The organism is Mammaliicoccus sp. Q-M61, assembly GCF_022386055.1.
In the GTDB taxonomy this organism is placed as follows: Bacteria; Bacillota; Bacilli; order Staphylococcales; family Staphylococcaceae; genus Mammaliicoccus; species Mammaliicoccus sciuri_A.
On record NZ_JAJNJL010000002.1, the window covers coordinates 235,599 to 261,014 of the forward strand.

The 25,416-nt window shown below is 32.2% G+C and carries 29 protein-coding genes; 24 read left to right on the top strand and 5 right to left on the bottom strand.

The window, feature by feature from the left end; genetic code table 11:
- Positions 1-73 precede the first annotated feature (73 nt).
- The 11 genes from rpsU to recO all read left to right on the top strand — a co-directional run bounded on the left by rpsU (position 74) and on the right by recO (position 7,408).
- The gene (gene rpsU, locus LQ677_RS04555; RefSeq protein ID WP_016998564.1) at positions 74-250 is read left to right on the top strand and encodes a 30S ribosomal protein S21; all 177 of its coding nucleotides are present in this window, start codon (positions 74-76) and stop codon (positions 248-250) included.
- Positions 251-461: 211 nt separating this feature from the next.
- Positions 462-1,178 carry an NfeD family protein gene (locus LQ677_RS04560; RefSeq protein WP_191835622.1) on the top strand — a complete coding sequence of 239 codons (717 nt, stop codon included), beginning with the start codon at positions 462-464 and terminating at the stop codon, positions 1,176-1,178.
- Between the two features lie 23 nt (positions 1,179-1,201).
- Positions 1,202-2,197, top strand: coding sequence for a flotillin-like protein FloA (gene floA, locus LQ677_RS04565; protein WP_025904203.1), 996 nt, complete (start codon positions 1,202-1,204; stop codon positions 2,195-2,197).
- Between the two features lie 15 nt (positions 2,198-2,212).
- Positions 2,213-2,917: a hypothetical protein gene (locus LQ677_RS04570; protein WP_191835621.1), complete on the top strand. Its 705-nt coding sequence runs from the start codon at positions 2,213-2,215 to the stop codon at positions 2,915-2,917.
- Between the two features lie 102 nt (positions 2,918-3,019).
- A complete protein-coding gene (locus tag LQ677_RS04575) occupies positions 3,020-3,523 on the top strand; it encodes a PH domain-containing protein (protein WP_232174156.1) in 504 nt (167 codons plus the stop codon).
- A 35-nt stretch (positions 3,524-3,558) separates the two neighbouring features.
- Complete coding sequence (locus LQ677_RS04580) at positions 3,559-4,506, top strand: PhoH family protein (RefSeq protein ID WP_037588335.1); 948 nt, start codon at positions 3,559-3,561, stop codon at positions 4,504-4,506.
- Position 4,507: 1 nt separating this feature from the next.
- A complete protein-coding gene (gene ybeY / locus LQ677_RS04585; protein WP_025904199.1) occupies positions 4,508-4,969 on the top strand; it encodes an rRNA maturation RNase YbeY in 462 nt (153 codons plus the stop codon).
- On the top strand, positions 4,962-5,309 hold the full coding sequence (locus LQ677_RS04590; RefSeq protein WP_191835620.1) for a diacylglycerol kinase family protein: 348 nt from the start codon (positions 4,962-4,964) through the stop codon (positions 5,307-5,309). Before ybeY ends, LQ677_RS04590 begins: the two co-directional genes overlap by 8 nt.
- A 19-nt stretch (positions 5,310-5,328) precedes the next feature.
- Positions 5,329-5,733, top strand: coding sequence for a cytidine deaminase (gene cdd, locus LQ677_RS04595; protein WP_025904197.1), 405 nt, complete (start codon positions 5,329-5,331; stop codon positions 5,731-5,733).
- Entirely contained in the window at positions 5,734-6,633 is a 900-nt protein-coding gene (gene era / locus LQ677_RS04600; RefSeq protein WP_191835619.1) for a GTPase Era, read from the top strand.
- Positions 6,634-6,655: 22 nt separating this feature from the next.
- On the top strand, positions 6,656-7,408 hold the full coding sequence (gene recO / locus LQ677_RS04605) for a DNA repair protein RecO (RefSeq protein ID WP_159315601.1): 753 nt from the start codon (positions 6,656-6,658) through the stop codon (positions 7,406-7,408).
- Positions 7,409-7,511: 103 nt separating this feature from the next.
- On the opposite strand, the gene LQ677_RS04610 is transcribed toward recO, so the two are convergent.
- A complete protein-coding gene (locus tag LQ677_RS04610) occupies positions 7,512-8,900 on the bottom strand; it encodes a glycine--tRNA ligase (protein WP_025904194.1) in 1,389 nt (462 codons plus the stop codon).
- 294 nt (positions 8,901-9,194) lie between these two features.
- Between LQ677_RS04610 and ccpN the strand changes: the two genes are divergently transcribed.
- The 7 genes from ccpN (at position 9,195) to LQ677_RS04645 (ending at position 15,845) form a co-directional block, all read left to right on the top strand.
- Entirely contained in the window at positions 9,195-9,830 is a 636-nt protein-coding gene (gene ccpN / locus LQ677_RS04615) for a transcriptional regulator CcpN (RefSeq protein ID WP_191835618.1), read from the top strand.
- Between the two features lie 14 nt (positions 9,831-9,844).
- Positions 9,845-10,660 (top strand): pyruvate, water dikinase regulatory protein, encoded by an 816-nt coding sequence (locus tag LQ677_RS04620; RefSeq protein WP_037588325.1) that lies wholly within the window; start codon positions 9,845-9,847, stop codon positions 10,658-10,660.
- Positions 10,661-10,671: 11 nt separating this feature from the next.
- Positions 10,672-12,444 carry a DNA primase gene (gene dnaG, locus LQ677_RS04625; protein ID WP_239705285.1) on the top strand — a complete coding sequence of 591 codons (1,773 nt, stop codon included), beginning with the start codon at positions 10,672-10,674 and terminating at the stop codon, positions 12,442-12,444.
- A gap of 26 nt (positions 12,445-12,470) precedes the next feature.
- Positions 12,471-13,580 carry an RNA polymerase sigma factor RpoD gene (gene rpoD / locus LQ677_RS04630; protein WP_025904190.1) on the top strand — a complete coding sequence of 370 codons (1,110 nt, stop codon included), beginning with the start codon at positions 12,471-12,473 and terminating at the stop codon, positions 13,578-13,580.
- 100 nt (positions 13,581-13,680) lie between these two features.
- Positions 13,681-14,034, top strand: a complete 354-nt coding sequence (locus LQ677_RS04635; RefSeq protein WP_025904189.1) for a c-type cytochrome — start codon at positions 13,681-13,683, stop codon at positions 14,032-14,034.
- A gap of 54 nt (positions 14,035-14,088) precedes the next feature.
- Positions 14,089-14,754 carry a tRNA (adenine(22)-N(1))-methyltransferase gene (locus LQ677_RS04640; RefSeq protein WP_191835616.1) on the top strand — a complete coding sequence of 222 codons (666 nt, stop codon included), beginning with the start codon at positions 14,089-14,091 and terminating at the stop codon, positions 14,752-14,754.
- Positions 14,754-15,845, top strand: coding sequence for a Nif3-like dinuclear metal center hexameric protein (locus LQ677_RS04645; RefSeq protein ID WP_191835615.1), 1,092 nt, complete (start codon positions 14,754-14,756; stop codon positions 15,843-15,845). The genes LQ677_RS04640 and LQ677_RS04645 overlap by 1 nt, the downstream gene beginning before the upstream one ends.
- A gap of 29 nt (positions 15,846-15,874) precedes the next feature.
- On the opposite strand, the gene LQ677_RS04650 is transcribed toward LQ677_RS04645, so the two are convergent.
- A complete protein-coding gene (locus tag LQ677_RS04650; RefSeq protein ID WP_191835614.1) occupies positions 15,875-16,843 on the bottom strand; it encodes a 4-hydroxy-3-methylbut-2-enyl diphosphate reductase in 969 nt (322 codons plus the stop codon).
- Positions 16,844-16,992: 149 nt separating this feature from the next.
- On the opposite strand from LQ677_RS04650, the gene LQ677_RS04655 reads away from it, so the two are divergent.
- The 5 genes from LQ677_RS04655 (at position 16,993) to LQ677_RS04675 (ending at position 21,637) form a co-directional block, all read left to right on the top strand.
- The gene (locus tag LQ677_RS04655; protein ID WP_025904185.1) at positions 16,993-18,327 is read left to right on the top strand and encodes a DEAD/DEAH box helicase; all 1,335 of its coding nucleotides are present in this window, start codon (positions 16,993-16,995) and stop codon (positions 18,325-18,327) included.
- Positions 18,328-18,336: 9 nt separating this feature from the next.
- Positions 18,337-19,227, top strand: coding sequence for a deoxyribonuclease IV (locus LQ677_RS04660; RefSeq protein WP_025904184.1), 891 nt, complete (start codon positions 18,337-18,339; stop codon positions 19,225-19,227).
- 245 nt (positions 19,228-19,472) lie between these two features.
- Entirely contained in the window at positions 19,473-20,279 is an 807-nt protein-coding gene (locus LQ677_RS04665) for a metal ABC transporter ATP-binding protein (RefSeq protein WP_025904183.1), read from the top strand.
- Between the two features lie 100 nt (positions 20,280-20,379).
- A complete protein-coding gene (locus LQ677_RS04670) occupies positions 20,380-21,261 on the top strand; it encodes a metal ABC transporter permease (protein ID WP_037588309.1) in 882 nt (293 codons plus the stop codon).
- Positions 21,224-21,637, top strand: a complete 414-nt coding sequence (locus LQ677_RS04675; protein WP_025904181.1) for a Fur family transcriptional regulator — start codon at positions 21,224-21,226, stop codon at positions 21,635-21,637. The genes LQ677_RS04670 and LQ677_RS04675 overlap by 38 nt, the downstream gene beginning before the upstream one ends.
- Positions 21,638-22,064: 427 nt before the next feature.
- On the opposite strand, the gene LQ677_RS04680 is transcribed toward LQ677_RS04675, so the two are convergent.
- The 3 genes from LQ677_RS04680 to LQ677_RS04690 are packed head-to-tail and all read right to left on the bottom strand — an operon-like array spanning position 22,065 to position 24,535.
- Positions 22,065-22,628 (bottom strand): 5' nucleotidase, NT5C type, encoded by a 564-nt coding sequence (locus LQ677_RS04680; RefSeq protein ID WP_191835613.1) that lies wholly within the window; start codon positions 22,626-22,628, stop codon positions 22,065-22,067.
- 18 nt (positions 22,629-22,646) lie between these two features.
- Positions 22,647-23,747 (bottom strand): flavodoxin-dependent (E)-4-hydroxy-3-methylbut-2-enyl-diphosphate synthase, encoded by a 1,101-nt coding sequence (gene ispG, locus LQ677_RS04685; protein ID WP_103361136.1) that lies wholly within the window; start codon positions 23,745-23,747, stop codon positions 22,647-22,649.
- Between the two features lie 32 nt (positions 23,748-23,779).
- Positions 23,780-24,535: a DUF1189 family protein gene (locus LQ677_RS04690; RefSeq protein WP_126477515.1), complete on the bottom strand. Its 756-nt coding sequence runs from the start codon at positions 24,533-24,535 to the stop codon at positions 23,780-23,782.
- Positions 24,536-24,699: 164 nt separating this feature from the next.
- Here LQ677_RS04690 and LQ677_RS04695 point away from each other — a divergent pair, with 164 nt between their 5' ends.
- Positions 24,700-25,302: a superoxide dismutase gene (locus LQ677_RS04695; RefSeq protein ID WP_025904177.1), complete on the top strand. Its 603-nt coding sequence runs from the start codon at positions 24,700-24,702 to the stop codon at positions 25,300-25,302.
- Positions 25,303-25,416 lie beyond the last annotated feature (114 nt).

Consider the following 25,416-nt stretch of genomic DNA (forward strand, 5'->3'; position numbering starts at 1 on the left):
TAAGTACATAGTAATATATACTATGTAAATGACATATAAAGCTTTGTTGATATTTGGAGGGAGGGAAATACAGATGTCTAAAACAGTAGTTCGTAAAAACGAATCAATCGAAGATGCATTACGTCGCTTCAAACGTACAGTTTCAAAAAGCGGTACGATTCAAGAAGTGCGTAAACGTGAGTTCTATGAAAAACCAAGCGTTAAGCGTAAGAAGAAATCAGAAGCAGCACGTAAACGTAAATTTAAATAATTAATTTTTTATTGAACTCCCTCAATGAATATTAATTAATTATAATGAACAATATTTAACGTTGAACGTCATAAAGAACACATAAACGATATCGTTTATGTGTTCTTTTATTTATTTGAAAAACATTTAAGTTTATAAATTTAGAATATTATGTATATACGTTTTAGTTCACGGCTATTTTATTGTATAATAAATATGAGGGGTGAGATTATTGACATCAGGGTATGAATACATATTTGCTTATTTTCAGAACAACTTGAATTTAGGTATTGTTTCAAGTCAAAGTATGTCGTCTATTGGTGAGTTTATTACAACGCCATTAGTCACATTGATACTGACTTGTATTATTTTTCTAGGTGCACTATATCAATTATATTCAGAACGTATTAATTTTGCGGGAATTTTAAGCTTTATTTGTACACTTATCTTTTTCATCGGCTACGTTTTAATTGATGAAATTAGTTTGATTTCTGTTTTACTTTTTGGGATCGGTGCATTGTTAGTAATAATTGAATTATTTGTTATAGGAGCAGTACTAGGTATCCTTGGTTTTATTGCCATTATTGGTAGTTTCGTATTAGTTGGAGAAAATATCTTAACTATGGGTATGATTATTGCTGTAGCATTAATTCTAACAACGATAGAGTGGGTGATATTAGTGAAAGGATTCAATCGTAAAATACCATTCTTTGATAAAGTCATTCTTAGAGACTCTACAAATAAAGAATCTGGCTATACATCTCATGATGATAGAAGTCATTTGATTGGCAAAATATGTACAACATACACTGCATTGAGGCCCTCAGGAATTATACTTGTTGATGACGAAAGAATAGATGCTGTTTCAGATGGTAGTTTTATTCAGAAGGATAAGCAAGTTAAAATTGTACAGGTTGAAGGTACAAGAGTTGTCGTAAGAGAAATTTAATTTAGACAAGGAGAGAAATGCATATGTTATCAGGTTTAATTGCTTTTGTAATTATTGCTGTCATATTAATCGTACTACTTATGATTTTATTCTCATTTGTACCAGTAGGATTATGGATTTCAGCTATTGCAGCAGGCGTAAAAGTAGGTATTGGTACTTTAGTTGGTATGCGTTTGAGACGTGTATCACCTAGACGTGTTATTAACCCATTAATCAAAGCGCACAAAGCTGGTTTAGCATTAACAACGAACCAGTTAGAATCTCATTATCTTGCAGGAGGTAATGTTGATAGAGTAGTTGATGCAATTATTGCGGCTCAAAGAGCAGAAATCAACTTAGTATTTGAAAGAGGGGCAGCGATTGATTTAGCTGGTCGTGACGTTTTAGAAGCTGTTCAAATGTCCGTTAACCCTAAAGTAATTGAAACACCATTTATCTCAGGTGTTGCGATGAATGGTATCGAAGTTAAAGCAAAAGCTAGAATTACAGTTAGAGCGAACATTGATCGATTAGTCGGTGGTGCTGGTGAAGATACAATCATCGCACGTGTTGGTGAAGGTATTGTATCAACTATTGGTTCAAGTCAACATCACACTAAAGTACTTGAAAATCCAGATAGTATTTCACAAACAGTATTAAGTAAAGGTTTAGATTCAGGTACAGCATTTGAAATTCTATCAATTGATATTGCTGATGTGGATATCGGTAAAAACATTGGTGCAGACTTGCAAACTGAACAAGCACTTGCTGATAAAAATATTGCACAAGCTAAAGCCGAAGAACGTCGTGCAATGGCCGTTGCTACTGAGCAAGAAATGAAAGCAAGAGTACAAGAAATGCGTTCTAAAGTTGTTGAATCAGAAGCAGAAGTACCACTTGCAATGGCAGAAGCACTTAAATCAGGCAATTTAGGTGTTAAAGACTACTATAATTTAAAAAATATAGAAGCTGACACTGGCATGAGAGAAGCAATCAATAAGAGTACAAAGCCACAAGATTCTAATTCACCGAACCAATAAGAGAGGTGATTTAAAATGGAAATAGGCATTATCATCTTTGTTATTTGGGTTATTTTTAGTGTCGTGAGCGGTATAATCGAAGGCGCTTCTAAAAATAAAAAGAAAAATAAGCAACCTCAAACAAGACAAAGACAAAATCCAGTAAATAGACAAGCTGAAGATAAGAAAAAATCTGCTGAGCAAGAATTAAAAGAGTTAGTTAATAAGTATGAAACTTATAAACAAAAAGCAGAAACAAGTTCAACTGAACGAATGTCTGGCCATTATAAAAACTTAGCAGATCAACTTGCCAATCATCTTAAACAATATAATATAGATGTTGAAAGACCTGTTGTTCAAACACATAAAGTAGAACAACAACCAGAGCAAACATCTAATGAGCATGAGAATGCTTATATCAATCAGAAGAAAGAACAAATTCATAAAAATAGACCTAAAAAACAACAAGAAGCAATCAAACAGCTATTGGCATACAGCCAAGAAGAGAAAAAGTCTTTAATGAATGTACAGCGTGAAAGTATAGCTGATGTTGAAAAAGAAGCAGAGCAAATTATCAACAACACGCAACTTTCAGAAAGAACGAGAAGAGCGATGGTTAAACAACTCTATTTAAACAGTAAACATAAGTTTAACGATGAAGCAATCAATGTTGATGAAAACCAAGTCGTAAATGGTATCATTTGGTCAGAAATTTTAAAAAGACCAAATGAATTAAAATAACGAATATAAACAAGCTGGGACATAATGTAATGTCTCAGCTTGTTTTTTATTCACAAAAATACCATTTAGACTTACAATAAAGGTAGGATTCAAGAGGGTGTGATGAAAATGGTATTTAAGAAAAAACAGAGTATATTATCTATTATCATTTCGATTTTATTATTTTTTATTGCTTTAATACCGCTTTTTATTAGTAATAAGTATTTAATAGTCATTACTTTTATTCTCGTTTTTCTTATAATTTTAAACATTCTTTTTGAAAGATACACAATAAAAGAGCATTTTTTATCCATAAGAAGAGGATTATTCAAAAATCGTTACAATATCTTTGATATCGATCAAATTAATATGACTAAATCCATAGAAGGCAACAGTATGTTAGAAATTGTTTCAAAAGGTGAATTGGTCGAAAAAGTGAGTCCAATTGAAGAACGTGAGTTTATTATTACATTAATTCGAATTAATCCTAAAATTAAATTAAATAATAGCAATAGACTACATGAATATGAAAAAGTTAGAAATCTCATTATTGCACGTGAAAAACTAAATAATATACAAAATAAAGTGCATAAGATTGCACGTTACAATAAGGTTTGGTACATTTAAAGTGTCAACAATTCAACTTATAAAGGAGATATTTAATGCCTACATTAATTCAAATCGAGAATATGGATCAAGCTCAAGCTCTGTTGGGTAACGGAGATGAGCACATAAAGTATATTGAAAATGAACTCGAGGTGGATATATTAACACGTGGACAAGAAATTGCTGTCCGTGGTAAACGTATAGAAAATGTTGAAAAAGCTGAAAAAGTATTATTGAACTTATTAAAAGTAATCGAGAGTGGTGCGAGTATAACGATTAATGATGTCCAAGCAGCTGTTAAAATGGCTGACAAAGGAACAATCGATCAACTCATTAATTTATATGATGAAGAAATCACTAAAGATAGTAATGGCAAAATAATAAGAGCTAAAACAATGGGTCAAAGAGTATATATCAATAATATAAAGAACAATGACTTAGTATTCGGTATAGGTCCAGCAGGTACAGGGAAGACCTTCTTAGCTGTTGTAATGGCTGCAAGGGCATTGCGCCTAGGACAAGTGAAACGTATCGTATTAACGCGTCCTGCAGTTGAAGCAGGTGAATCATTAGGTTTCTTACCAGGTGATTTAAAAGAAAAAGTAGACCCTTATTTAAGACCTTTATATGATGGGCTTCATACAGTGTTAGGAACTGAGCAAACATCACGCTTAATTGAAAGAGGTACGATAGAAATCGCACCACTTGCTTATATGCGAGGTCGTACATTAGATGATGCGTTTGTAATCCTAGATGAAGCTCAGAATACAACACACCCACAGATGAAGATGTTCTTAACAAGATTAGGTTTCGGTTCAAAAATGGTTGTAACAGGTGACCGTACACAAATCGATTTACCTAAAGGTGTGAAAAGTGGATTAATTGAAGCTGATCAACGATTAAGTGGTGTAAAAGGTATAGCAATGACATACTTAGAACAAACAGACGTTGTGAGACACCCATTAGTAGGTAAAATAATAAACGCATACGAAGAGGAGAAATAATATGCTAACAATGGATTTTATAGATGAGCAACAAGTAATTGATGAAGATACAAAAAATCAAATTGAATCATTGCTCACTTTTGCTGCTAAAAAGGAAAATATTACTGAAGAAGCAGAACTTTCAATTTCATTTGTCGATGAAGAAGAGATTCAAGCTATCAATCGTGATTATCGCGATAAAGATAAAGTAACAGATGTTATTTCATTTTCGTTAGAAGAAGATGAGCCTGAAATAGAAGGCTTAGATATGCCTAGAGTGTTAGGTGATATTATCATCTGTCTTGAAGTTGCTAAAGAGCAAGCTGAGTCTTATAATCATAGTTTGAGTAGAGAATTAGGATTTTTAGCATTACATGGATTTTTACATTTACTAGGTTATGATCATATGACTGAAGAAGATGAAAAAGAAATGTTTTCTCGACAAGATGAAATATTAAATGAATTTGGATTAACACGTGAATAAATTTGTAAATCGCTTTAAATTTCCTTTAGCAGGTTTAGTGACGATTCTAAAAAAAGATAAAAACTTTTTATTACATCTTATATTCGCTGTACTTGTATTGATTGTTAGTTTAATATTAAATCTCAATACATTTGAATGGTTATGGATTTTATTTGCAATATTTAGTGTACTCATTGTAGAGGTTATTAATACTTCTATAGAGTATGTAGTAGATATGTTTACGGATGAATATAACTTACTTGCTAAACATGCTAAAGATACAGCCGCTTTAGCCGTTTTATTAACATCAATAATGGCTGCAATAATCGGGATAATCATATTTTTACCAAAAATAATATAAACATATAGGGGGAAATGGTATGGAATTCAAACAAGAGTGGTATGAAGGTGCAAGAGAAGCACAAAAGAGAGCATATACACCATATTCTAAATTTAATGTAGGTGCATATTTAGTAACGAAAGATGGTAAAGCTTATTATGGTGCTAACATTGAAAATGCAGCTTACCCATCAACAATTTGTGCTGAGAGATCTGCACTCGTTGCAGCAATGTCAGATGGGTATAGACCGGGAGACTTCAAATGTATTACAGTTACAGTAGATGCTGATAAACCATCATCTCCATGTGGCACATGCAGACAAGTGTTAAAAGAGTTATGTGATGATGACATGCCAGTATTTTTAACACATCAAACAAATGAAAGAATTGAAACTACAGTTAATGAATTATTACCTTTAGGTTTCTCAGGAAAGGATCTAGAATAAATGAATGAATTTAAATCAGGGTTTATATCTATAATAGGTAGACCTAATGTTGGTAAATCTACTTTTATGAATAAAGTTATTGGTCATAAAGTAGCGATAATGTCTGATAAAGCACAAACGACTCGAAACAAAGTGCAAGGTGTATTAACAACAAATGATGCTCAAATGATATTTATTGATACACCTGGTATTCATAAACCTAAACATGCTTTAGGTGATTACATGATGAAAATCGCTAAAAATACTTTAAAAGAAGTAGACTTAATCATGTTTATGGTTAATGTTGATGAAAGCATCGGTAAAGGCGACGAATACATTATCGAATTGTTGAAACAAACGAAAACACCAGTATTTTTAGTGTTAAATAAAATAGATTTAATTCACCCTGATCAACTATTAGTTGAAATTGAAAAGTATCAAAAAACAATGGATTTTGCAGAAATTATTCCAATTTCAGCATTAGAAGGATTAAACATTGAGACACTACTAGAACAATTTAAAAAGTACCTTGAAGAAGGTCCAATGTATTATCCTAAAGACCAAATTTCTGATCACCCAGAACAATTTGTTGTAGCTGAGTTGATAAGAGAGAAAGCATTACACCTTACGAATCAAGAAATTCCGCATGCTATCGGTGTGAACGTTGATAAAATGACTAAAGCAGAAGGTGAGAAAGTCCAAGTAGAAGCAACAATTTATGTTGAAAGAGACTCACAAAAAGGCATTGTCATTGGTAAAGGCGGTAAAATGCTTAAAGAAATAGGTAAACGTGCAAGAAGAGATATTGAAATGCTACTTGGCTCAAAAGTATACTTGGATTTATGGGTTAAAGTACAAAAAGATTGGCGTAATAAACCTAATTTCATTAAACAAATTGGTTATAGAGAAGACGAGTATTAAGTAGAATGGAGGCGATGATATAATGCTTTATAAACAAGAAGGATTTGTCATTCGCTCTGTAGATTATGGTGAAAACAATAAAATCATCACTATATTAAATGAACACGGTCATAAAGTTCCATTAATGGCACGTGGTGCTAAAAAAACAAGTCATCCACTACAAGGTGCTACTCAGCCCTTTGTACATGGCTTGTTTATTTTTTCGAAGTTTAAAGGAATGGGCACACTATCATCTGCTGATATTATAAACAGTCATAGAACGATGCAATCCGATATTTTTAAAAGTGCATATGGTGCATATTGTATAGAAGTCGTAGATAAGGCGTTAGAAGCGGAAGAACATGATGTATTCTTTTATGATTTATTGTTAGGTGTATTTCAAGCAGTAGAAAGAGGCGTTGATGCAGATACGATGAGCATGATTGTTGCGTTGAAATGTATGCCTAAATATGGTTATGAACCAACTTTTAATGCGTGCGTCGTAACAGGAGATATGGATCAACAGCAACTAAATGCCTATAGTTTCAAATATAACGGACCACTTAGCAATCAAGCATTAATACACGATGAACATGCATATCGAATATCTAATAGAGCATTATATTTTATGAATCTTATGTATCAATTACCGATCAAACATTTAAACAGTTTTAAAATAAACGAACAAGTCAAAAAAGAAATACAAACTTTAATCGATAATATGTATGACGAATACGTTGGAGTTGTATTTAGAACCAAAAAATTACTCAACCAACTCGAAAACTTAAAAATGTAAAAGTCTTATGTGAAGTGTTTCGTAATGGTTTCTTAACAACTTAATTATAAAAAAACAGAGCTAAACTTAATTTATAAGTTTTTGCTCTGTTTTTTGTTTAGTATTAGAATCTAATTTTTTCAGCTAAGAAGTTTTCAACTTCATCAATTGGCATACGTACTTGTTCCATTGTGTCTCTGTCACGTACTGTAACTTGGTTGTCTTCTAATGAATCGAAGTCAAATGTGATACAGTATGGTGTACCAATTTCATCTTGTCTACGGTAACGTTTACCGATTGATTGTGACTCATCAAAGTCGATTGCAAATCTTTCACTTAATTTTTCATATACTTTAATAGCATCTGGTGAAAGTTTTTTGCTTAATGGTAAGATTGCTGCTTTATAAGGTGCTAAAGCAGGGTGGAAATGCAATACTGTACGTTGGTCTTTCTCACCTTCATTTTCTTCTTCGTATGCGTCACATAAGAATGCTAATGTTACACGGTCAGCACCTAATGATGGTTCGATACAGTAAGGGATGAATTTTTCATTTGTTTCTTGATCGTGATATTTGAAGTCTTCACCACTGAATTCACTATGTTGTTTTAAGTCGTAATCTGTTCGTGAAGCGATACCCCAAAGTTCTCCCCAACCAAATGGGAATTTATATTCGATATCTGTTGTTGCATTTGAGTAGTGACTTAATTCGTCTTCGTCATGGTCACGTAATTTTGTATTTTCTTCTTTAATACCTAAATCTTTTAACCATTTTGCAGCAAAGTCTTTCCAGTAATTTTGCCATTCAATTTCAGTACCAGGTTTACAGAAGAATTCAAGTTCCATTTGTTCGAATTCTCTTGTTCTGAAAATGAAGTTACCAGGTGTAATTTCGTTTCTGAATGATTTACCAACTTGCGCAATACCGAATGGTAATTTTTTACGCATAGAACGTTGAACGTTTTTATAGTTTACGAAAATACCTTGTGCAGTTTCAGGACGTAAGAAAATTTCGTTTGTTGAAGATTCAGTAACACCTTGGAATGTTTTGAACATTAAGTTGAATTGACGAATGTCTGTCCAGTTTGCTGTACCACTTTCAGGACAAGTGATGCCTTTATCATCAATTAATTGTTTCATTTCATCAAAGCTCATACCGTCAGCGATAAAGTTCTCATCACCTTCAACATTATGCATGTAATCTTCAATTAATTTATCTGCTCTGTAACGAATTTTAGAATCTTTGTTGTCTATCATTGGATCGTTAAAGTTTGATAAGTGACCTGAAGCTTCCCAAGTTCTTGGGTTCATTAAAATAGCTGCATCTAGTCCAACGTTGTATGGAGATTGTTGAACAAACTTTTGCCACCATGCTTTTTTAATGTTATTTTTTAGTTCAACACCAAGTGGACCATAGTCCCAAGTGTTTGCTAAACCACCATAAATTTCACTACCAGGGAATACAAACCCTCTATGTTTTGCTAATGTTACTACCTTATCCATATCTTTTGCCATAAAAATTCACTCCTCAATTAAATTAAAAAAGCCCCAAGACATCATCAAATAATGCCTTGGGACGAGTATATTACCCGCGGTTCCACCCAAATTAGTGTAGCCACTCACTTTTTATAAAATTTTGTAAGCCAAAACTTTAATGTTAAGCTTTCACCATCCTTAACTCGCTTTTATTTCAAAGTTAATTAAAATATAGCACGGTATGGGAGAGTTATCAAGTGAAAACAGATATTCAAATTGAGCAATATTTGCGTTACATGTTATAATTAATCTATCTGAATTGTGTTCGAAGGGGTGAGAGCAATCGAATTAAATCAAAGACAAGAACAAATTGTACAAATTGTTAAGAACAATGGACCCATTACAGGAGAAAAAATAGCTGAACGATTAAGTTTAACAAGAGCAACTTTAAGACCAGATTTAGCAATTTTAACAATGGCAGGTTATCTTGATGCAAGACCTAGAGTAGGATATTTTTATACAGGGAAATCAAGTACACAATTATTAAGTGATTCAATTAAAAAAATGACCGTAAAAGAATCGATGGCGATACCAGTCGTAATAGAAGAAAGTATTTCTGTATATGAAGCAATATGTAAGATGTTTTTAGAAGATGTTGGCACATTATTTGTTATAAATAATGAAGGGAATTTAATCGGCGTTTGTTCGAGAAAAGATTTACTGAGAGCAGCAATAGGTGGTCAAAGCTTAAAAGATACACCTGTTAGTATTAATATGAGTAGAATGCCAAACATAACAGTATGTTTAGAAGATGACTTATTGATTTATGCAGCTAAATTATTAATTGATAAACAAATAGATGCAATACCAGTTGTCAAAAAACTTAAAGGCGACAAAATGAAAGTTAAAGGCAGAATTACAAAAACAACGATCACAAGAGCATTTGTTTCACTTATTGAAGATGAGTAGGAGGAATTAGTTAAATGGAAGAGATAAGAATAATTATAGCATCCGATTCAGTAGGAGAAACGGCAGAGCTTGTTACGAAAGCATGTACGTCTCAATATAAGACAGAAGGAAATGCTTTAGATATTGTCAGATTACCGTATATAGAGAATGAAAGTAATATTAATGAAGTTGTATCATTAGCATTAGAACAAAAATCAATAGTCGTTTATACATTGGTTAAACCAGAAATGCGATTATACTTAAAAGAAAAATTAGAAGAAAATAATATAGAAAATGTAGACATTATGGGTCCATTGATGAGCATATTAAGCAATGAACTTAATGAAGCCCCACTTAATGAGCCAGGCAATATCCATAAATTAGATGAAGATTATTTCAAGAAAATTGAAGCAATCGAATTTGCGGTTAAATATGATGATGGTAGAGATCCACGTGGCTTACCAAAAGCTGATATCATTCTTATTGGTGTATCTAGAACTTCAAAAACACCATTGTCACAATACTTGGCACATAAACGTTATAAAGTAATGAATGTACCATTAGTGCCTGAAGTTGCACCACCAGAAGGATTATTTGAAATAGATCCTAAGAAATGTATCGCTTTAAAAATTAATCAAAAAAACCTTAATGCGATTAGAAGAGCAAGATTAATTCAATTAGGTTTAAGTGATGATGCTAATTATGCGAAAGATGACAGAATCGAAGAAGAATTAAGATACTTCGAGGAAATTGTTGAGAAAATTGGCTGTCCTGTACTAGATGTTTCTGACAAAGCTATAGAAGAAACAGCAAATGACATTATTAAAATCATTACACAACAAAACCGTTAAAGGGTGACAGGATGCGTATAGAACAAGAACTCATTAATGAAATACGTGAGAAGAATGACATATTAGATGTCGTAAGTGAATATGTGAAACTAGAAAAGAGAGGACGTAATTACATTGGATTATGTCCTTTCCATGATGAAAAGACACCGTCGTTTTCAGTATCTGAAGATAAACAAATTTGTCATTGCTTTGGTTGTAAGAAAGGCGGCAATGTTTTTCAATTTATTCAAGAAATTAAAGGAATATCATTTGTCGATGCAGTCAGAGAATTGGGTGATAAAGTAGATATTCATATAGAACAGCAAGAAACAGCACCAACTGAAGGTATTGTGGATGACCATATCAAAATGATTGAAATGCATGAGTTGATGGCAAATAACTACCATTATATATTGAAGCATACTGAAGAAGGTGAGGCAGCTTTAAACTATTTAAAATCAAGAGGTTTCACTGAAGAATTGATTAATGATAGAAAAATTGGATATGCACCAAACCATTCGAAATTCACGCATGACTTTTTAGAGAAAAATGGTTATGATGCTGTACTTGCTTATGAAGCAGGTTTGTTAAGCCGAAATGATGAAACGTTTGATTACTTTGACCGATTCAGAGACAGAATCATCTTTCCATTGTTAAATTTCCAAGGTAAGACAGTTGGTTTCTCTGGTCGAACGTATACCGATCAATCGCCGAAATATTTAAACAGTCCAGAAACACCTATATTCCAAAAAAGAAAAATGTTATACAACATTGATCGCGCAAGGAAATTTATAAGACAAAATGATGAAGTTATTCTATTAGAAGGATTTATGGATGTCATAAAATCATTCGAAGCGGATATTAAACAAGTTGTAGCAACAATGGGTACAGCATTATCTAGAGAACACGTTACGATGGTCAAAAAACTGGCATCTAATGTAACTTTACTGTATGATGGAGATTTCGCAGGAAAAGAAGCTGCCATAAATGTTGGTAAAGACTTATTAAATGAAGGATTAAATGTCTTTGTTGTCAATTTACCAAAAACGATGGACCCTGATGATTATATTACAGAATACGGAAGTGATGCTTTCAAATCATTTGTTGAAGGGCAAAAACAATCATATGTTGCATATAAAGCGCAACAATTATATTATGCCAACGAAAATAATGATTTAAAACATGAACAACATATTGAAGAGTTGATTCATGACATCAATCTGATTCAATCGGAATTTTTAAGAAAAAAAGTATTGCAACAAGTAGCAGATTTGTATAAAGTAGATGTTAACAGTCTAAAAAATCGACTTTCGCCTAATATTGTTCAAAATTATACCGATTATAATAATTTCGTTCCTGAAATGAAGGAAAAAAAACTTGATAAAGTCGGTAGAGCAGAGCAAGCGTTGTTAAAACATTTTATGAATCATAAACAGCTATTTTTAGAATATCATTCTAGGATTAATCAAGAAGACTTCACTTCATTGAATAATAGAGTGATTTTTTCACGTTTAAATGGGTATTATAAGAATAACGATGTTTTTAACATAAGTGATTTTTCAAGTTACATTGAAGAACATCAAATCATTGAAACGGTTATGTATCTAGATTCATTGCTCATCAATGATGAACCAGAGACAGAAGAAATCGAAGACTACATTAGGATTATCAGTCCTAACGAACACAAAGAAAATTCCATAGAATATTTGAATCAACAATTGAATAAAGCAATGCAAGCAGGCGATATCGCACTGCAAAGGCAATATTTAGAACAAATTGTACAATATAATCGGAATAGAATGTAAGAGTTAATAACCCGGGAGGCCTATTCATGTCTGATAAAGAATTAAACAAAATTAATAGCGCTAATAATGAAGAAGTGCTTACAATTGAACAAGTTAAGCACCAATTAATTGAACAAGGTAAAAAAGCAGGACATTTGAGTCACGAAGAAATTGCAGATAAATTGCAAAACTTCGAAATGGATCCAGATCAAATGGATGATTTCTTTGATTTAATTAATGAGAATGAAATCAATCTTATTAATGAAAAAGATTCAAGTGATACAAATGACAAACTAAATTTAAATGACTTAAGTGCTCCTCCAGGTGTTAAAATAAACGACCCAGTAAGAATGTACTTAAAAGAAATCGGACGCGTCAATTTATTAACTGCACAAGAAGAAATCGAATTAGCTAAACGTATCGAGCAAGGTGACGAAGTTGCGAAATCACGTCTTGCTGAAGCGAACTTAAGACTTGTTGTAAGTATCGCTAAACGTTATGTAGGTAGAGGTATGTTATTCCTAGATCTTATTCAAGAAGGTAATATGGGTCTAATCAAAGCCGTAGAAAAATTCGACTTTAACAAAGGTTTCAAATTCTCAACATATGCAACATGGTGGATTCGTCAAGCAATTACAAGAGCGATTGCTGACCAAGCACGTACAATCCGTATCCCAGTTCATATGGTTGAAACAATCAATAAATTGATTCGTGTTCAACGTCAATTACTACAAGATTTAGGCAGAGACCCATCTCCTGAAGAAATTGGTGAAGAAATGGACTTACCACCAGAAAAAGTTCGTGAAATTCTGAAAATTGCTCAAGAACCAGTATCATTAGAAACGCCAATTGGTGAAGAAGATGACAGTCACTTAGGCGACTTTATTGAAGACCAAGATGCACAAAGTCCATCAGATCATGCTGCATATGAATTGCTTAAAGAACAATTAGAAGATGTATTAGATACATTAACTGACAGAGAAGAAAATGTATTAAGATTAAGATTTGGTCTTGATGATGGTAGAACAAGAACTCTTGAAGAAGTTGGTAAAGTATTTGGTGTTACAAGAGAACGTATTCGTCAAATAGAAGCGAAGGCATTACGCAAGTTAAGACACCCATCTAGAAGTAAGCGTTTGAAAGATTTTATGGATTAAACATGAAAAGTTTATATTAATCCCAAAAAGCCTTTGACAATGCCTTGTTTTAATATAAAATATAATTGTATGAAGGTTTAACAAAAGGGAGGTTGTATGAATGAATCGTAATCCTGTTATCCCGTTTATTCTGATTTTACTACTCGGTGTAGGATTAATATTCTTCATGTCAGCACATGGTGCTAACAAAGAGGAAGAAAAAGAAGGCGGTGGCGGTGCAAAAACTGAAAAGTTTGATGCAGCTACATTCGCTAAGGACAATTGTACAAGTTGTCATGGACAAAATCTTGAAGGTGGAATGGGACCTAAATTAGCTGGAAGCAAAAAAGGTGCCGATGAAATGAAAAAAATCATTCGTGAAGGTAAAGGTTCAATGCCTGCACATGACGAAGCTACTATTTCAAATAAAGATTTAGACACACTTGTCAAGTACTTAAAAGATGGCGCTAAATAACACAAAAAAATCTTTTGCTATTGCAAAAGATTTTTTTAATGAAAGGGAAAAATAATGATCCAAATAAATAAACGTTTAATGAAGGTAAGTGAATATTTAAATCATCATAAATTAGCAGATATCGGTTCCGATCATGCATATTTACCTATATACGCAATTCAAAATGGATTAATTAAAGAAGCGATTGCTGGAGAAGTTGTTAAAGGACCTTTTCTTGCTGCTCAAAAGAATACTAAATTATATGGTATGAATGAACTTATTGAAGTTAAACTGGGCGACGGTTTAGAAGTAGTAGACGATACGATCGATGCCATCACGATTTGTGGCATGGGTGGTCCATTAATTGCTCAAATTATTGAAGAAGGAAAGCATAAGTTAACTGGGCATCCTGATCTAATTTTACAAGCTAATATACATGCGTTACCAATTAGAAAAGTATTACAAAGCATTGGTTATCAAATCGTTGATGAACAACTTATTAAAGATAAAAAACATATATATGAAATCATAGTGGCTAAAAAAGGTGAGATGGACCTAAATGAATTAGAATTAAAATTTGGTCCTAAATTATTAGCCAATAAAAATGATTTATTCTATGAAAAATGGGAAAGAGAGTTAGAGTCACTTAATAAAATTAGTAAACAATTAGAACATCATGAGGATAAAAATAGGTATAATGAAATTAATCAACAAATACTTCAAATAAAAGAGGTGCTTTAATGATTATTCAAGAGCTATTACACGAAATTGATAAACAAGTTCCATTTTCTACGAGTGAATCTTGGGATAATGTTGGTTTATTAATTGGTTCAGAAAAAAGTGAAGTGAACGGTGTATTAACAACATTAGATTGTACGTTAGAAGTTGTAGATGAAGCCATTCAAAACAATATCAATACGATAATTGCACATCATCCACTTATTTTTAAAGGTGTTAAAAATATTACGGATAAAAGCTATGGTCCAATTATTCGTAAATTGATTCAGCATGACATCAATTTGATAGCACTTCATACAAATCTTGATGTACATCCTAAAGGCGTTAGTTACATGATTGGACAACAAATAGGATTAAGTAATATGAAAGTATTAGAAGAACAACAAGAATCATATTATAAAGTACAAATTTTCTTACCTGATCAAGATGTTGAAGCAATGAAAGCTGCATTTAATGAACATCATTTAGCTCAAACAGAAGAATACAGCGAAGTATTTTTCCAGTCTCAAGGTAAAGGCCAATTTAAACCGAGCGCAACAGCTAATCCACACCTTGGACAAGCTGATAAGACTGAGACAGTTTATGAAACGAAATTAGAATTAATGGTTGATGATAAAGATTTAGCACTTGCTAAAGAACTCATTATTCAAACGCATCCATATGAAGAACCCGTTTATGATTTCATCAAAATGTCGAGAACATCTTCTGTAGGCTTAGGAATTATCGGAGAATTAAATGTAACGCAATCAGTAAATGAATTTGTGCAAAACTATAAAGAAAAGCTCGCTATACCAGCAGTTAGATTTATAGGAGACCAATCAGCGCAAATAAAACGCGTCGCAATTGTTGGTGGTGCGGGTATTGAATATGCAAATTTAGCTAAAGCACAACAAGCTGATTTATTTATTACTGGAGACGTTAAACATCACGAAGCATTAGATGCACTAATGGACGGTATAAACGTCTTAGATGTTAATCATTATAGTGAGTATGTTATGAAAGAAGGATTAAAGTCATTATTAGAAGAATGGACAAATGGAACGATTAAAGTGTTAACATCTTCTATTAATACAGATCCTTATCAATATATGTAAAAAACTGCCGAATTCACTCGGCAGTTTTTTTAGTCCATTATTTTTACAGGTTTAGGCTTTTTGATTTTTGGTAATATTTTTTCAACAGGTACATTACTGGTTAAGTTTGCGTCATTTACTTCTGTTGGGTCATAATTTTTAATATAATCTATGACTTCTTTAACGATAGGTGTTGGAGTTGAAGCACCTGCCGTTACAGCTACACTTTCGATGTCTTGTAGCCATTCTAATTTTAATTCACTTAAATCAGCAATTCGATATGCGTTTGTATGTGCGATTTCTTTAGAAACTTGGGCTAATCTATTTGAATTATTACTTTTAGGATCACCAACGACAATGAGTAAATCTGCTTTATCTGCTTGTGTGGCAACAGCTTCTTGTCTAACTTGTGTTGCTAAACAAATTTCTTCATGTACTTCAATATGAGGATATTTAACTTTTAATTCATCAATAAGATGTTTAACATCCCATTGTGACATAGTTGTTTGATTCGTTACGATGAGTTTTTGGTTCATTAATGCTTCAGGCAAGGCATCGATATCTTCTAAAGTTTGAACGAGATGTACGATATCAGGTGCCACACCAACTGCGCCTTCAGGTTCTGGGTGTCCTTTTTTACCAATATAAATGACGTGATAACCATTTGATTTAACGTCACGTATTAACTGATGTGTATTATCTACATCTGGACATGTCGCATCTATACAAACGAGTCCTTTTTCTTTAGCACGTCTTTTGACTTCAGGTGACACACCATGCGCAGTAAATATAACGGTACCTTCATCAATTTGTTCTAAAATCTTCAATCTGTTCGGACCATCTAACGTAATAATGCCATCAGATTCAAAAGCATCAGTCACATGTTTATTATGAACAATCATGCCTAGTATATAAATGGGTCTTGGAAGTGACTTATCTAAAGATGCATTTCTAGCAATAACCATAGCGTCTACAACACCGTAACAATAGCCTCTAGGGGTAATCTTTATAATTTCCATAAATTGCCCTCCTTATTAATGTCTATTATAACAAACACACAAGTCTTAAAGAAACGAAATAAAAATTCAAAATAAATCTTTTAGCCTATCATAAAGTGCGCATTTACTATATAATGTATGAAGTGAAAAAGAAACGAGGAGGGTCGCTTATGTCTAAGCATCCGTTTGAACATTTTCAACTTGAAAATGAATTAGTAGAGGCCGTTAAAGATTTACATTTTAACCAGCCAACAGAAATACAGCGAAGAGTTATACCCAAAATTAAAAAAGGATCTAATATAATAGGACAATCTCAAACTGGTACTGGGAAATCACACGCATTTCTATTACCATTATTTGATAAAATTGACGTCGATATAAAAGAACCACAAGTGATTATTTTGGCACCAACAAGAGAATTAGCAAAGCAATTATATGATGCAGCTTCACATTTAACTCAATTTAAAAAAGGTGTAAAAGTTAGCTTATACATTGGTGGAACAGATAAATCAAGAGATATTGATAAATCTAAAAATACACCACATGTTGTTGTAGGAACACCGAATAGAATTGATGATATGGCTGTAGAGCGTGCTTTAGATTTACATCTAGCGAAGTCAGTAGTTGTAGATGAAGCAGATTTAATGATTGATTTAGGATTTATGCCTAAAGTAGATAGTATTGCGAGTAGATTAGATGAAAACGCACAAATTTCAGTATTTAGTGCAACGATTCCTAAAGCATTACATCCATTCTTAAATAAATATTTAAGTAATCCTGAATTTGTTGAAATTGAAACAGCATCATCTAACAAAGACAATATCGACTTTTACTTAATACCGACTAAAGGTGTTGAGAAAAAAGAAAAAGTCTTAAAAGTTATGAATGTGATTAATCCTTATTTAGCAATTATATTTGCTAATAGCCGTGATAGAGCAGATGAATTAGTTGCGTATTTATCAGAAGAGGGATATAAAGTTGGGGTTATCCATGGTGGTTTATCACCTAGAGAAAGAACACAACAAATGAAGCGTATTAAACAATTAGACTTTGAATTTGTTGTCGCAAGTGATTTAGCATCACGTGGTATTGATATTGAAGGCGTAAGTCACGTTATCAACTATGATTTACCTAAAGAAATAGACTTCTTTACACATAGAGTTGGTCGTACAGGTCGTGGTGATTATAAAGGTATCGCAATTACATTATATACACCAGATGAAGATGATTTAATTACACAAATTGAGAAGCATAATTACAAGTTTAAACATGTCGATATTAAAAACGATGAATTTGTAGAAATTAAAGATCGTCAAAAGCGTACGAAACGTGTAAAAAAAGAAGATAATATTGAAAAATCACTAAAACAAAAAATTAAAAGAAACAATAAAAATAAAGTAAAACCTGGATATAAGAAGAAATTCAAACGAGAATTAGATGAGTTGAAATTTAAAGAGAAGAAAGCTCATTCTAAGAGAACTAAAAGACAAAGTAGAAAAGGATAGGTGTCAAATATGTTAATTGGATCACACGTTTCAATGAGTGGTAAGAAGATGCTATTACAAGCAGCAGAAGAAGCGGCAAGTTATAATGCTTCTACATTTATGATTTATACAGGTGCTCCACAAAACACAAGACGTAAAAAGATTGAAGATTTAAATATTGAAAATGGTAAAGCAGCAATGAAAGAATATGGTTTATCTAACATTGTTGTGCATGCACCATATATCATTAATATTGCAAATACAACTAAACCAGAAGTATTTAATTTAGGTGTTGAATTCTTACAATCAGAAATTGAACGTACTGAAGCACTAGGTGCTAAAGACATCGTTCTTCATCCAGGTGCTCATGTTGGTGCTGGTGAAGAAAAAGGTATTCAAAAAATTATTGAAGGTTTAAATGAAGTATTAACAAATAATAATGATGTACGTATCGCATTGGAAACAATGGCAGGTAAAGGTTCTGAATGTGGTAAAACATTCGAAGAACTTGCTCAAATCATTGATGGTGTTAACCATAATGAAAGATTATCTGTATGTTTCGATACTTGTCATACAAATGATGCTGGTTACAACGTTAAAGAAGACTTTGATGGTGTATTAAATGAGTTTGATAAAATCGTTGGTATCGATCGTATTAAAGTACTTCACGTAAACGACAGTAAGAATCCACAAGGTGCAAGAAAAGATAGACACGAAAATATTGGTTTTGGATCAATTGGTTATGATGCATTGCACTATATCGTCAATCATGATGCATTTAAAGAAGTACCTAAAATCTTAGAAACACCATATGTTGGTGATGACAAAAAGAATAAAAAACCACCATATAAATATGAAATCGAAATGATTAAAAATGGTACATTCGATCCAGATTTAAAAGAAAAAATCTTTAATCAATAACATTATTCAGGGAGCGGGACAGAAATCTAATTTGTATAAAAAGATTTCGTAGTCCCGCCCCGGCAAGGATGACTAGAGTTGAAAAAAGCTTGGTACAAGCGCATTTTCAATTCAGACATCTACTGCCAAGATACTAGAAAAGTCTGAGACATTACATTATGTCCCAGACTTTTTTTGTTCGTAAACATTACTATTTACATTCTTTCATATTCATTGTATAGTATTCTATTGACGAGGTGATGAAGATGGAAAAAGAAACACCGATTTTCGAGTTAAAAGATATCAGTTATAGCTATCCAAATAAATTGGCACTTAGCCATATTAATATACAAATTTATAAAGGAGATTTCTTGGCAATAGTTGGCCCAAATGGCTCTGGGAAATCGACTTTACTGAAACTGATATTAGGCTTATTACCTTTACAAAAAGGTGATATCTTAATAAGTGGTAAAAAAATTAATCAATATAAATCTTGGGAAAAAATTAGTTACGTATCACAAAAATCTAATGCTTTTAGTTCTGGCTTTCCAGCGACAGTAAAAGAAGTTGTCATGAGTGGCTTAACTAAAAATAAAAGTCTTTTCAAATGGTTTAATAAAGAAGATGCTGCACAAGTAGATGCCATATTAGAAAGATTAAATATAAGTGATCTTAAGAATGAAAATATTGCACAGTTGTCAGGTGGTCAGCAGCAAAGAACGTTTATTGCTAGAGCATTAATTTCTAAACCGAGTATTTTAATATTAGATGAACCTACTGTAGGTATTGATGCGAGACATGTTTCAGAATTTTATCAATTACTGACGCAATTAAAACAAGAAGGGATTACAATCATTCTTGTAACGCATGATATTGGTGTTGTAGCTGATACGGCAAGTAAAGTAGCTTGCTTAAATCAACATATACATTTCCATGGTACAAGTGAGTCATTTAAATCATTAGATGAAGTCTCAATATCTAAAATCTATGGACATCCCGTACAATTTGTCGATCATCAACATGATCGTGACTGTTGTGCACATGAAGAAGTTGAAGAATTAGTACAAAGTTAACGTCGAGCAGAATAAATAAATAGATTTTAAATAAGGAGATTGGATATGTCAGTTGAAACGAGAGATAGATTTATGCTCCTGAATGAAGGAGTGTTATATCGTGATTGATGCGTTTTTAAATTTTGATTTTATAAGATATTCATTTATAAGTGGAATTTTAGTAGGATTGATTGCACCTTTAATAGGGGCATTTATTGTAGTTAGAAGGCTATCGCTCATTGCGGATGCTTTAAGCCATGTGACGTTAGGTGGTATATCAATGGGACTGTTCTTAATGAGTGTTAGTCCATTGTTTGCTACTATAAATCCGATATGGTTTGGTATTATTTTTTCAATAGCAGGCGCGTTATTAATAGAACAATTAAGAACTGAATATAAACATTACCAAGAAATCGCGATACCCATTATTATGAGTGGTGGTATTGGTATTAGTGTTATATTTATTTCTTTAGCAAATGGATTTAACCAAGATTTATTTGGATATTTATTCGGTTCAATTAGTGCCGTAAACTTAAGTGATTTATTTACAATTATCGTCATTACGGTCATTGTCTTAATCTTTGTTATGTTATTGTACAAGTCATTATTTGTATTATCATTCGATGAAGAGTACTCAAAAGTTATTGGCATGCCAAAGTGGATCCAATTATTATTTATTGTCATTGTCGCACTTGTTATTTCAGCTTCAATGAGAGTCGTTGGTATCTTGTTAGTGAGTAGTTTAATGACATTGCCAGTCGCTACAAGTATGAGATTAGCTAAAGGATTTAAACAGTTAATCGCATTAAGTATTTTATTCGGTGAAATCTCAGTAGTACTAGGATTGATATTATCCTTCTATTTGAATATTTCACCAGGAGGTATTATAGTAGGATTATTGATTATAGAATTACTTGCTAGTATTGCGTATAGTAAAGTATTGATTAAAAAAGGAGGCTATCATCTTGAAAGTAGAGGAAGCCATTCAAATATTGAAAAATGATGGACATAAGTACACAAATAAACGTCGTGATATCATCTCATTATTTGTAGATGAAGATAAATATATCACAGCTAAATATATTCAAGAAGCATTGAAAGATGATTATAATGGATTATCTTTCGATACAATTTATCGTAATTTATACTTATTTAAAGACTTGAATATTATCGAAAGTACTGAAATAGACGGCGAAATGAAATTTAGAATTGCATGTCAAAGTCACCATCATCATCATTTTATTTGTGAATCATGTGGTACAACAAAAGTAATAGACTTTTGCCCAATGGATTCAATTAAACAACAATTACCAAATGTAGAAATAGCATCACATAAATTAGAAGTATACGGTAAATGTGAACAATGCAAAACAGTATAATAAGAGAAAAATGGTAGCTTGAGGAGCTACCATTTTTTTATTTGGAGGGAAACAGGTAGAATTGAATATGCGCTAACGATCAAGACTCAAAAACAAGATCGTTAGAAATTCTAACGTTCAAGAATGGAAAACAAGATCGTTAGCCGGCAATTTATACGCAAAAAAATAAAAAATTATGTGCGCTAACGATCAAGACTCAAAAACAAGATCGTTAGAAATTCTAACGTTCAAGAAAACAAAACAAGATCGTTAGCCGACACTTTATATGCAAAAAATAAAAAATTATGTACGCTAACGATCAAGACTCAAAAACAAGATCGTTAGAAAATCTAACGTTCAAGAAAACAAAACAAGATCGTTAGCCGACCATTTAATTACACAATACATGAAAAAACCTGGTCCATCTCACATATGGGCCAGGTTTTAACTATATTCTATTAAGTAACGTTGATACTTCATGCCAATTTTTAATTCTATATATATCATTTTGTAAATCTTTCTGGTTATATGGTGTGTCAAACAAGAAAACAGGGATATTTAAATAATGATTGATATCTTCTGCGTTATCTAATTTATCTTCAAAGAAAATATCAATATTCTGTTCTTTTGTTACTTCTAATTTATTATGACTGCCTGTTAATGTAATTTGATCAAATGGTATATGATGAGATTGGAACCATTCTTTCGTAATATCTTCTAAATAATGATGTCTTGCACTTATATAATAAAGTTCGTAGTCATCTTTTAATTGATTCAAAATGTCTTTTGCACCTTCTGCAACAGGGGAATGTTGGTATATATGTGATTCATTATTTTTAAACCAACTCAACATTTCTTCTTCTTTACAGTTTAAGACATTTGCTAAATTGTATTCTGTAATATCTTCATATTTAAGTTGTTGATTAAAATCTCTTTGTAAATAAGGTACAAATGTTTTTGGACATGTAACTGTGCCGTCAATATCTATACCTAATCTTGGCTTTTGATTCATAAAAATTCACCTTTTACTTTATGCTTTTTGAGCTTCTTTATTTTGTTCCATTTCAATTGCTAATTTATCTATCTCTTTTTTTAATTCTTCAACCATTGTTTTTTCAGGTACTTTACGAACGGTTTTGCCTTTCATAAACAGTAATCCTTCACCACGTGCACCAGCAATACCGATATCAGCTTCTCTTGCTTCACCAGGACCGTTAACTGCACAACCAAGTACAGCTACTTTTAATGGGACTTGAAGGTTTGAAATATATTCTTCTACTTCATTTGCTATCGAGATTAAATCAATTTCTATTCGTCCACAAGTAGGGCAAGCAATTAATGTAGCAGCATTACTCGCTAAACCAAATGCTTTAAGCAAAGATTTCGCTACTTTAACTTCTTCGACTGGATCAGCTGATAAGGAAATTCTACACGTATTTCCAATCCCTAAGCTTAGTATTGCGCCTAATCCTGCAGACGATTTAACCGTTCCATTAAATAGTGTGCCACTTTCTGTTATACCTAAATGTAGTGGATAGTCAAAAGCTTGAGCTGCTTTCGTGTATGCTTCAATAGCTAAATTTACGTCACTTGCTTTCATTGATACGATAATGTCATGAAAATCTAAATCTTCGAGTATTTTAATATGATGTAATGCACTTTCAACCATACCATCAGCAGTAGGGTAGCCATATTTTTTAATAATATGTTTTTCTAATGATCCTGCATTAACACCTATTCGAATAGGAATACCTTTTTCTTTACATGCTTTGACAACTGCTTCAACTTTTTCACGTCTACCAATGTTTCCTGGATTGATTCGAATCTTATCTGCGCCATTTTCAATTGCAATTAAAGCTAATTTGTAATTGAAATGAATATCTACAACTAAAGGTATATTGATTTGCGCTTTAATATCTTTAATTGCATATGCGTCTTCTTCATTTGGACAAGCTACTCTAACAATTTGGCAACCAGCTTCTTCTAATCGTTTGATTTCAGCTACAGTTGCATCAACATCATATGTTTTTGTAGTCGTCATACTTTGAATAATAACTTCATCTGAACCGCCAATCGTTAAATCCCCAACTTTAACAGGTCTCGTTTTAGTGCGATGAATGATTTCTGACATGATAAGACTCCTTTGTTTAAATTTGCTAATCTTTACACTTTAGCAGGTCTTTTTCCTTTAGGTAAATACATAGCAATCATAACAATGCTTAAAATGATTATACACCATGAAGCAATTATTAATAAAGGAATCACTGTAATCATTCCTAATAATAGGACTAAAGTCGGAAGCGTTATCACAAATGTCATCATTTTGAACCAAGTCATAAAGCGAGTCTTTCTTCGTAAAATCATTCCCAATAAATGTCCAGCAAATGCTAGAATACCAATTTTGATAGATAAGCTTAAAAATTGAATAAATAATAGAAAGACAACAATCAAACTTAAGTAAAAATATTTAGAATCATTTATCGTTTCAATAAACTTAATTAAATCGTCTTGATTGGTAACAAGGGAAGATAGGGAACCATAGCTAATTTCTGTGTAGTCACTATAATTTGAAATCTCAATATGATTTGGTTTAAACACGATTAAATGGTGATCTTTCATCTCGAAATCATTAGATTTAGTAAATTCTACCGTTTGATGATGATTTAATTGGATAGATTTATCTTGTGATAAAATCATTTTGTTCTGATTGATTTCAAAATCAGGTATCTCTGTCACTTCATCATTGACTAACGTTGATAAATTTTGAGTGATTTGTATGTATTGAATAGAATTAGGTATGATTAATATCCAACTTAATAATAATATATGAAGGAATATGTATCTTAACTTCGTAATTCTAAACATTGGATACTTACTAGGATGCTTAAATAACCTTTTAAGCTCTTTTATATACTGCATAAATTCACCTCTTCTTCACTTAATAATAATGTTTAAAAACACCTGTTGCAAGGCGATACATAAGAATTAAAAATTTTTTGATTATTTATTAAACAAATTATTTGTTATAAAACTTTAATCTTGATAAGATAGGTATGTAAAACAAATGAGGAGGATGATTTTTTATGGCTTTTGAATTACCAAAATTACCATATGCGTATGATGCATTAGAACCACACATCGATAAAGAAACTATGGAGATTCATCATACGAAACACCATAACACTTATGTAACAAAATTAAATGATGCAGTGAAAGGTACAGATTTAGAAAGCAAATCTATTGAAGATATTGTTAAAAACTTAAACTCTGTTCCTGATGATATCCGTACTGCAGTTCAAAACAATGGTGGCGGACATTATAATCATTCATTATTCTGGGAACTATTAACTCCAAATGCTTCTGAGCCTTCAGGAGAAGTTGTAGATGCAATTAGTTCTACATTTGGTTCATTAGACAAATTCAAAGAAGAATTTGCAGCTGCAGCAGCTGGCCGTTTTGGTTCAGGATGGGCATGGTTAGTTGTAGATAATGGCGAATTAGCGATTGTTTCAACTCCAAACCAAGATAACCCAATTTCAGAAGGTAAACTTCCAATTTTAGGTTTAGATGTTTGGGAACATGCTTACTACTTAAACTACCAAAACAGACGCCCAGATTACATTAATGCATTCTGGAACGTTGTAAATTGGGATAAAGTAAACGAATTATACCAAGCTGCAAAATAATTCGACTTTAAATTTGGATGACTGATTAATAAAACAATCATCCTGATGGGGTGGAGCAATGAAATCTTTTTATTTAAACGAGATTTCAGCTCCACTCTTTTTTTATAAAAATTT

What these genes read in the sequence shown, in the direction of transcription:
- rpsU (WP_016998564.1), top strand. Translation starts at nt 74, where the DNA reads ATGTCTAAAACAGTAGTTCGTAAAAACGAATCAATCGAAGATGCATTA.
- floA (WP_025904203.1), top strand. Translation starts at nt 1,202, where the DNA reads ATGTTATCAGGTTTAATTGCTTTTGTAATTATTGCTGTCATATTAATC.
- LQ677_RS04570 (WP_191835621.1), top strand. Translation starts at nt 2,213, where the DNA reads ATGGAAATAGGCATTATCATCTTTGTTATTTGGGTTATTTTTAGTGTC.
- LQ677_RS04575 (WP_232174156.1), top strand. Translation starts at nt 3,020, where the DNA reads ATGAAAATGGTATTTAAGAAAAAACAGAGTATATTATCTATTATCATT.
- LQ677_RS04580 (WP_037588335.1), top strand. Translation starts at nt 3,559, where the DNA reads ATGCCTACATTAATTCAAATCGAGAATATGGATCAAGCTCAAGCTCTG.
- ybeY (WP_025904199.1), top strand. Translation starts at nt 4,508, where the DNA reads ATGCTAACAATGGATTTTATAGATGAGCAACAAGTAATTGATGAAGAT.
- cdd (WP_025904197.1), top strand. Translation starts at nt 5,329, where the DNA reads ATGGAATTCAAACAAGAGTGGTATGAAGGTGCAAGAGAAGCACAAAAG.
- era (WP_191835619.1), top strand. Translation starts at nt 5,734, where the DNA reads ATGAATGAATTTAAATCAGGGTTTATATCTATAATAGGTAGACCTAAT.
- recO (WP_159315601.1), top strand. Translation starts at nt 6,656, where the DNA reads ATGCTTTATAAACAAGAAGGATTTGTCATTCGCTCTGTAGATTATGGT.
- LQ677_RS04610 (WP_025904194.1), bottom strand. Translation starts at nt 8,900, where the DNA reads ATGGCAAAAGATATGGATAAGGTAGTAACATTAGCAAAACATAGAGGG.
- LQ677_RS04620 (WP_037588325.1), top strand. Translation starts at nt 9,845, where the DNA reads ATGGAAGAGATAAGAATAATTATAGCATCCGATTCAGTAGGAGAAACG.
- dnaG (WP_239705285.1), top strand. Translation starts at nt 10,672, where the DNA reads ATGCGTATAGAACAAGAACTCATTAATGAAATACGTGAGAAGAATGAC.
- rpoD (WP_025904190.1), top strand. Translation starts at nt 12,471, where the DNA reads ATGTCTGATAAAGAATTAAACAAAATTAATAGCGCTAATAATGAAGAA.
- LQ677_RS04635 (WP_025904189.1), top strand. Translation starts at nt 13,681, where the DNA reads ATGAATCGTAATCCTGTTATCCCGTTTATTCTGATTTTACTACTCGGT.
- LQ677_RS04640 (WP_191835616.1), top strand. Translation starts at nt 14,089, where the DNA reads ATGATCCAAATAAATAAACGTTTAATGAAGGTAAGTGAATATTTAAAT.
- LQ677_RS04645 (WP_191835615.1), top strand. Translation starts at nt 14,754, where the DNA reads ATGATTATTCAAGAGCTATTACACGAAATTGATAAACAAGTTCCATTT.
- LQ677_RS04650 (WP_191835614.1), bottom strand. Translation starts at nt 16,843, where the DNA reads ATGGAAATTATAAAGATTACCCCTAGAGGCTATTGTTACGGTGTTGTA.
- LQ677_RS04655 (WP_025904185.1), top strand. Translation starts at nt 16,993, where the DNA reads ATGTCTAAGCATCCGTTTGAACATTTTCAACTTGAAAATGAATTAGTA.
- LQ677_RS04660 (WP_025904184.1), top strand. Translation starts at nt 18,337, where the DNA reads ATGTTAATTGGATCACACGTTTCAATGAGTGGTAAGAAGATGCTATTA.
- LQ677_RS04665 (WP_025904183.1), top strand. Translation starts at nt 19,473, where the DNA reads ATGGAAAAAGAAACACCGATTTTCGAGTTAAAAGATATCAGTTATAGC.
- LQ677_RS04680 (WP_191835613.1), bottom strand. Translation starts at nt 22,628, where the DNA reads ATGAATCAAAAGCCAAGATTAGGTATAGATATTGACGGCACAGTTACA.
- ispG (WP_103361136.1), bottom strand. Translation starts at nt 23,747, where the DNA reads ATGTCAGAAATCATTCATCGCACTAAAACGAGACCTGTTAAAGTTGGG.
- LQ677_RS04690 (WP_126477515.1), bottom strand. Translation starts at nt 24,535, where the DNA reads ATGCAGTATATAAAAGAGCTTAAAAGGTTATTTAAGCATCCTAGTAAG.
- LQ677_RS04695 (WP_025904177.1), top strand. Translation starts at nt 24,700, where the DNA reads ATGGCTTTTGAATTACCAAAATTACCATATGCGTATGATGCATTAGAA.